At 47.0% G+C, this 7,981-nt stretch carries 7 protein-coding genes; all 7 read right to left on the bottom strand.

The window, feature by feature from the left end; genetic code table 11:
* A partial coding sequence (locus tag COT43_06505) for a hypothetical protein (protein PIS28343.1) occupies positions 1–2,448 on the bottom strand: 2,448 nt, incomplete at its 3' end.
* Between the two features lie 24 nt (positions 2,449–2,472).
* Positions 2,473–3,855, bottom strand: coding sequence for a tyrosine phenol-lyase (locus COT43_06510; GenBank protein ID PIS28344.1), 1,383 nt, complete (start codon positions 3,853–3,855; stop codon positions 2,473–2,475).
* Between the two features lie 53 nt (positions 3,856–3,908).
* The gene (locus COT43_06515) at positions 3,909–4,193 is read right to left on the bottom strand and encodes a hypothetical protein (protein ID PIS28345.1); all 285 of its coding nucleotides are present in this window, start codon (positions 4,191–4,193) and stop codon (positions 3,909–3,911) included.
* 22 nt (positions 4,194–4,215) lie between these two features.
* A complete protein-coding gene (locus COT43_06520; GenBank protein PIS28346.1) occupies positions 4,216–4,731 on the bottom strand; it encodes a hypothetical protein in 516 nt (171 codons plus the stop codon).
* A 137-nt stretch (positions 4,732–4,868) separates the two neighbouring features.
* Positions 4,869–5,600 carry a hypothetical protein gene (locus COT43_06525; GenBank protein PIS28347.1) on the bottom strand — a complete coding sequence of 244 codons (732 nt, stop codon included), beginning with the start codon at positions 5,598–5,600 and terminating at the stop codon, positions 4,869–4,871.
* Positions 5,597–6,442 (bottom strand): hypothetical protein, encoded by an 846-nt coding sequence (locus COT43_06530; GenBank protein ID PIS28348.1) that lies wholly within the window; start codon positions 6,440–6,442, stop codon positions 5,597–5,599. The genes COT43_06525 and COT43_06530 overlap by 4 nt, the downstream gene beginning before the upstream one ends.
* The gene (locus COT43_06535; GenBank protein PIS28349.1) at positions 6,439–7,971 is read right to left on the bottom strand and encodes a hypothetical protein; all 1,533 of its coding nucleotides are present in this window, start codon (positions 7,969–7,971) and stop codon (positions 6,439–6,441) included. The genes COT43_06530 and COT43_06535 overlap by 4 nt, the downstream gene beginning before the upstream one ends.
* Between the last annotated feature and the right edge of the window lie 10 nt (positions 7,972–7,981).

The following is a 7,981-nucleotide window of genomic DNA, read 5'->3' on the forward strand; positions in this document are numbered from 1 at the left end:
ATATTTATCGAAAATCAGCGCGCTGTTCCACTTTCCGCCGGTGTCGCGTCCTAATTGCCAGCCGTCCTTGACCTGTGTTGCGGCTTCCCACGTCCCATCGGATTGCACGACGATTGTTCTGCCATCTTCAAACTGCAGTTCAAGATAGACGTTGGCTATCGAAGGCAATCTCGGCTTGTAACCTTGAACCGTAACGGTGATGATGTTCTTGCCTTTTTCCAATTTGTCGAGCACGTCCCACCAGCCGATCCGCTGATTCTCGACTAAAAGCGAGAGTGATTTCGTCGCGGTGATTCGCCCAACGGATTTACCATTGATAGAAATGCTCGCCTCCGAATTGGCGATCATCTGTAAGTTGGCACTTTTTATACCGTGAAGCCGCTCAAGTTCAAACGTCTTTCGGAGAAACGCAGGCGCAGGTTTATCGGAATCGGGATTCTGTTTTGACGTGATAAATTTGGATGTAAGCGTTATCGGAATCTGAACCGAATGGGCGAACAAACTTTCCCTCGTCGTTTCAAAATAAGCCATTTGGACACGGAATAGGTTGAGTACGCGTGAGAGATTGTCCGGTCGGTTCGTTCTCAGCCAGAGCGATTTATATGAATGTTCCAAATCGTTCAGGTTTTCGATCAGCGCCGTGCAATTTTGCTGAAGAAGATTCCAGTCGTTTTCAGTAAGCGTCGGCTCTTCTTTGTTTGCTTCGATTCGGCTGACATCGCGCGTGAATTTCAATCGTTCGCCCATGAAAATGCTCATTTTTGCGGCGAACTCGAAATAGTCGAGATAATAAACGTTCGTCTTGATAACCGGACGAAGGTCATCGATCAATGACAGCTCGACGTTCCCGTTTTCGACGAGTTGGCGACTGCGGATCAGAATTTTACCTGCGGATTCATCCGTTGGGAAAAACGGTTGGCGAAAGATTTCCTTAAAGTTAGTCAGGTTCGGGATTTCGTTCAAATGGATCAAAAGCGATGATAGCCGGGAATCCTCGCATCCGAAGAACTGCCGGAAAAATCGCCGGTTGATCGTTTCTCCGTCCATGCCCGGCGTATTCCACGAAGACTCCGCGCCGTAGGCATAGCCGAGATAATTCCATTCGCGGAAATTCGGACCGCCGTAATCGCCCCACGTCGAGTTGATGGAGCCGAGCGCTTTCATCTTGTAGCCTTCGAGATTGATGTTGGAAATGTTGATCCACGCGGCGTCGTAATTCGGGATCACGTTCAACCAGTTTTGGATTCCCGGTGAGACGATGACCTGAAAACCGGAGTCTGCGAATTGCTTGATCGATGGATAATTATCGGTCGGCGAATAATGCCAATCGACGATGATAATGTCTTTGGGAATCTGGTTAAGAATATCGGGATGGCGCAGAATGATGTCGCCGTACATCATCACGTTTTTACCGTAGGATTTTACCTTATCGTACACTTTTTGGTAATGCCGCGCATGGATTTTTGAGACGCCTTCTTTCGCAACCAGATCACGGTTGGCACCCAGCCCGACATCCCAGGATTCGTCGGCGCCGATGTGGAAATATTCCGATTCAAATAGCGGAATCACCTCGTCGAGCAAATCGAACAGGAATTTATCCGATTCGGGATTCGTGGAATTCAGCGAACCCGCGCCGGGATACTCGGCGAATTTTCCGTAGTTCGGCATCGTGAGAATATTTTCAAAATGACCGAGCGTTTGGAAAACCGGAACGATTTGGACATGAAGTCGCTTCGCATACGCCTGAATCTCGCGGATTTCATCTTTGGAAAGTGCGCCGCGTCCCATGCCGATGTCCGGATATTTTTCCAATTGAATGACGTCTTCCATGTAGGGAACAAATACATTGATCTTGTTTTCGGCCAGAAAGCGGATGATTTGCTTAAAATTGTCCATCGTGGAAACCTGACCGCGGCTGAAATCGTCTGAGACGCCGCGCCATTTCATCGATGGAAAATCCTGAATAAGCACGCACGGGATTTTTCCCTTTTCGGCGGAACGGATCATCTGTGTCAGCGTCATCAGCCCGTAGAATAAACCGGTCGGATTTTGTGCGGCGACAGTGATCTTGTTTGGTGAGATGTCTAGAAAATAACCCTCTTCTGTCATTTCCGGCGTAAAATCATAAGCAGGTTTTTTATTTGCGTTCGTATCAGAAGAAGCGATGACAAGAAATATGGATGCCGGTGCGGATTTATCACCGACGCGGACAACGTTTGTCTGAATTCCGAAAGAATTGGCGATAGCTTCGCGGAGAATATTGACGCCTTCGTCGTCTGACGTGATGCTATCGTCTAAAATGATCTGAACCGAAGCGAGTCCGGTAAAACCGAACGAATCAGGTCGAAATTGGACACTTTGCGGCGTTGGAATAACGGACAGATCAGCGGCGGTAGAAATTGCCGATAACATGACTATTCCCGTGAAGAACTTGATTATTTTTCTCATACTTTTTCCTTATCAAAACAGAGTTTAATCGATAAAAATCAGTCGCGCGACAAAATGTCGGAGACTCGATTCGCCTTTTGCGACAATCTTCATTCCTTTCAGGCTGTCCTTGTCGTGGTACAATTCGATGAGCGACTCGGCAACGTACCGAAGATGTGATTCCGTATAAACGCGGCGTGGAATCGCAAGCCGGACGAGGTCTAAATCGGGATAGATCATTTCTCTGGTATTTGGATCTTCATGTGCGAACATGTAACTGCCGATTTCCACAGCGCGAATTCCCGCGCGTCGATACAAATTGACAACGAGCGATTGTCCTGGAAATTGACTTTGCGGAATGTGCGGCAGGAATTGTCGGGCGTCGATATAAACCGCGTGACCGCCGGTCGGTTTGATGAATGGAACGCCGTTTGCTTCCAACATGTCGCCGAGAAATTTTACCTGTCCGATGCGATATTCCAGATAGTCCTCGTCCAGTACCTCTTTCAATCCGCGAGCGATGGCTTCGAGGTCGCGTCCCGCCAACCCGCCGTAAGTTATAAAACCTTCGATGAGAATCAGATGCTCTTTTAGGCGATCGGCGAGCGTTTCATCGTTCAGAGCGATGAACCCGCCGATATTTACCAGCCCGTCTTTTTTGGCACTCATCGTAGCGCCATCGGCGTATGAAAACATCTCATGAGCGATTTCTTTGATGGTTTTCTGCTGGTAGCCCACTTCGCGTATTTTAATGAAATATGCATTCTCTGCGAAGCGACACGCATCGAGAAAAAGCGGGATGTCGTAAGTTTTTAGCAACGCTTTGGTCTCGCGGATATTTTGCATAGAAACGGGTTGGCCGCCGCCGGAATTATTGGTGACCGTTAGGATAACCACCGGAATATTCTCTTTTCCGTAATGCCGAATGGCATTTTCCAATTTTTGTAAATCGATGTTGCCTTTGAATGGATGAATGAAATCGAGATTTTTTCCCTCGTCGATCACCAAATCCAGAGGAACGCCCTGATTTGCCAGAACATTGGCGCGCGTCGTGTCGAAATGGCTGTTGCTTAAAACGAATTTTCCTTTGTTGACGACTGCGGAAAAGAGAAGATTTTCAGCGACCCGTCCTTGATGCGTCGGAATAACGAATTTCAGTCCAGTCAAACCGCGAATGGTTTCTTCGAAGTGAAACCAGTTCCGGCAATAGGCATACGCTTCGTCGCCGGTTTGGAGTCCCGCCCATTGATTGTCGCTCATAGCGCCAGTGCCACTGTCGGTCAGCAGATCGATATAAACCTTTTCGGACGGAATGGCAAAAAGGTTATAACCAGCCTGCTTCAGTAGTTCTTCCCGTTCTTCCGGCGTTGTCTTGGAAATTTTTTCAATAACTTTGATACGAAATGGTTCGGGGATATAATTCGACATAAAATCTCCATATAAAATGGGTTATCAAAATATGAAGACAACCGAGACGATCGTCATTTGCTTTTGGGCAGTTTTTCCTTCAGCGCATCGAGGCTTTTTTCCGATTCTTTCTGGCTCTTCTTGAAAATTTTCTCGGCTTGTTTTTCAATCTGCTTCACCATCTTCGGTTTTTGCGCGTTTTTATAAGTCAATCCCAGCGCCAGCGCCAGAATTAAAAACGAAACGATCGCCCATTTGATCAGTTTGGACAAAACCATCACGATGAAAAGCACCAGAACGCCGATCAGCGCCGCCGCGGCGATCGGGTTGGATGATAGATATTGAATCCATTCGTTCATAGAAAACTCCGTTGATATCCGTTTATAATAATCCCATGAATTCGCGTATCCATTTGCGTTCTGCCTGAATCAGCGTCAGCGGGCGAGTCAACAGTCCACGCTTGACCGTTTCGTTCAGGTTGCAGTCTGTGAGTTCGCGAACCTTGATCTGAATCTGCCGACTTAGTTCGGCGTCGTATAGCGAGAGTGATTCCTTCAATTCGGCACGACCGAGAAGGTGGGCAAAACACAGCGCGGCTTCAAAAGCCGATTCGGTGCGTTGCGGAACCGAAAGAGACTTCATCATTTCCTGAGTAAAAGTTCGTTTGCCAAGGGGCGTGACAGAAAAAATGCGTTTGCCGGGAAGGTTTTGCTGGGCATCGTACCGGCTTTCAACCAAATATTCTTTTTCCAATTTCTTGAGTGCGGCGTAAATAGTCGAAAAACCGATGCTCAGCCTTTCCCGCAATCCACGTTGCTCGACAATCTTTTCAATGTTGTATGCGTGATTTTCGCCTTCGGTAACGATTCCTAAAAGTACCAATTCCACCTGCGTCATATCGGTTCGTTCCTTTGTTCCGGTTGTTGATTCGATGCGACGATACTCAAAAAAATTTCAATCATTCTGTCCGAATATTAACACTTTAGAAATTTAAATGCAACGCATTGAAAGGTCGCTATGGGAAAATCGAAAAATTACTTTTCTTTTGTCTCAAAAAAGGAGTCGTCAAGCCCGGAATTGATGACGATGTCGGAAAAAATGAGCCTAACCGTACCAGACAACGATTCAACGTTGGGAGGCGGAACATCCGGATCTTCGATCGGTTGATCTATGTTTGGGCGGTCGAGTTTCGGAATTCCTTTTTTAAAATTCATTGTTACAACCGTCGAATCCGGCAACCATTTTCCTTCGACCTGCCGATAGTGCAGACTGACTTCCGATCTTCCCGCATCTTTAACGTCCAGAATGACGCGGTCAACCGTCCAGCGTTTGGAATTGATCCAGAGAGAGATTTCGGGTTCCTTTTTGTCCGATTCTTTAGGAAACACGTCGAGAATATGATAGCGAGTTCCTTTCAGCGTTTCTATGCGGTTGTATTTCACGAGCGCGTCCGCCGGGATGAAGTTCGACGGCATAGGGAAAACGCCGACTTTCGGCATCATCGCAAAACCATTCGTCTTCATCGAGAATTTGTCAGGTTTCTTGTAAAATACCTTCACGGACTTTTTCGGCATCCTGAAGTTCGTAATATTAACGGATAGTGTTACGGTGGCGGCATAATCATCAATAGTTGAATAAATCGCGTTGACGTTGGTAAGAATTTCCTGCGGACTTTCCTGTGTCTTGCCGATGGATGTAAGCGCCGTTCCAATAAGAATCACGACGACGAAGCCTTTTTTAATTGAATCAATTGAAACCGTCATCATGTCGTGACCTCCTTTCGAATGAAACTAAGTGCGCTGATGAGATAGAAAACGAAGATGAAAATTCCCAATTTGCCAACATCGCCTGCAATTTCCCGCCACGGAATTGGATCGCTGAACGGCGCAAAGAAAACGTCAAAGTATGATGTGAAGAGGTACGGATGAATTACTTTTAATGCGTCAATTTTCAACACCGACAAAATGAACATGACGACTAATGTCGCGTAAGTTCCGATAATCGGTCCAACGGAATTGCTGGTCAGTGATGAAAATAAAAAGCAGAGCGACGCGACAGTCATCTGCACCCAAACAGCCAATAAATAAGCGATGAGAAAACGGTAAAGCGCTTCGCCTTGGCTTAGGATCAGGATTCCTTTATCAAATACAAACAAATCGCCGCCTCCGACAATCAGGATGCCGAGCCCGACGCTTAGAAGCCCGAAAACACACACGATTACAGCCGTATAAACGAATGTTGCGATGAACTTGGCAGTGATTACCTGAAACCGCGAGATTGGGCGTGTCAGCCAGATGCGAAACGTTCCTGCGGCGCCTTCGCTTGAAACAATATCGCCCGCAACTAACACGATGAAAAACGGGAAGTGCACCCAGAGTACATTCATTAGAAAGTAGGAAACGATGAGTCCGTTCACTAAAGAGCCGACAAACATAAACGAATCTTTCATGGAGTTCAGCGCATTGTCCTGAACGCCGAATCCATACATCCGTACCAAAAACATGATGACCGGTATCAAAACCGCGATGGTGATAAAACCGATGTACGTGCGCCACTTGCTGGCGATCTTGATGATTTCGTACCACGTCGCTTTCAACAACAGCGTCATTTTACATCTCGGTTCAGCAAAGTTAAATAATAATCTTCCAGCGATGTCCGCGGGATGATTGACGAAACGGCGAATTCGTTTTCCACCAAAAAGCGGGTCAGTCGCGGCCGATTCTCCGCCGGAATCTGAATTTTCAAAACGTCGTTCCCGAGCGTTACTTTTTGTATCCACGTTTCTTTTTCCAGCAGAGACGCCGCGCGTTGCGGATTATTCACCTGAACTTCGGTGATGTAGAAATCGGTTTTTCGTAGCAGATCATGCACGTTGCCCTGCACCACGAGTTTACCAGTGTCGATGATCGCTACATGCGAACAGGTTTGCTCGATTTCGTGCAGAAGATGAGACGAGAGGAAAATCGTAATGCCGAAATCTCCAGCAAGGCGAAGAATCAATTCGCGGATTTCCTTGATTCCTTCCGGATCGAGCCCGTTGGTCGGTTCGTCGAGAATGATGATCTCCGGATGATTAAGAATCGATTGCGCGATGCCGAGTCGCTGTTTCATGCCGTGCGAATAGGATTTCACCCGGTCGTCCGCGCGATCGGCAAGTTTGACGATCTCGAGAACTTCGTCGATGCGTTTGGCAGGAACGCCGCCGCTGAGTCCGGCGAGCATCTGAAGATTTCGTCTGGCGGAAAGGAATAAATAGAAATCCGGTTTTTCAACCAGCGCACCTATTTTCGCGTAAACATTTCGGTCGGTTTTCCGGAAATCTTGTCCGAAGAATGAAAACTCACCCATCGTCGGTTTGATCAATGAAAGTAAGATCCGGATGGTTGTGCTTTTCCCGGCGCCGATTTGATTCTTGACGGCTTCAATCCAGTTTTCACATTCGGCCCGGTCTTTATAGAGATGATAAATCTCGAGCGGCGCCTCTTCCAGGTTAGTGACAAAGCAGTGATAGTCATAAATATACTGGGGAAAAAGACACCCTTCTGTAATGATCTCCTTCAGGATGCGAATACCCACGAATTTCCGAGGGGCGGTCCATCCCTGACACTGATGTTCAAATTCACAATATTCTGTATTCGTCAAAGACGGAATAGATTGCCAGGTCTGTTTGCTTAATAAGTGGTTCAAATTCCTCAGTTTCACCTTGACTAAATAGGAGGCCTGATATTCTTCTATTGCCGAAAGAAGATCATTTTGAAAAAAACCACTGTCAGCCCGGAACAGCCAGCTGAAGTCACTGCCCGGTAAACGGAGAACACACTCCTTGAAAAATTCAGCCGCTCCATTGCCGGTATAAGTGTTGCCGGGGCGATACCAGGTGTGCAGACATTCCTTGGTCTTCGTGAAAAAGGCTAAGAGCGGATGATATGATTTCTGTCCCCGACACTTAGGATTAAATCCTCTTGCGGCTCCTTCGGGTGATCCATAGACCCCCCTGACCGAAGAATCAAAATCCACAATCTGAGGTCTGGCAGATGAAAAAGAATACCGCCGGTGAACTTTGCGCTGTAAATAACCGGTTACAGTAGAAAATTGATGGGCACTTTTAAACGTGAATTTCTTGATCCGACGACCCAATGTGTTTTCA

It is taken from the genome of Candidatus Marinimicrobia bacterium CG08_land_8_20_14_0_20_45_22 (assembly GCA_002774355.1).
In the GTDB taxonomy this organism is placed as follows: Bacteria; Fidelibacterota; UBA2242; order UBA2242; family UBA2242; genus 0-14-0-20-45-22.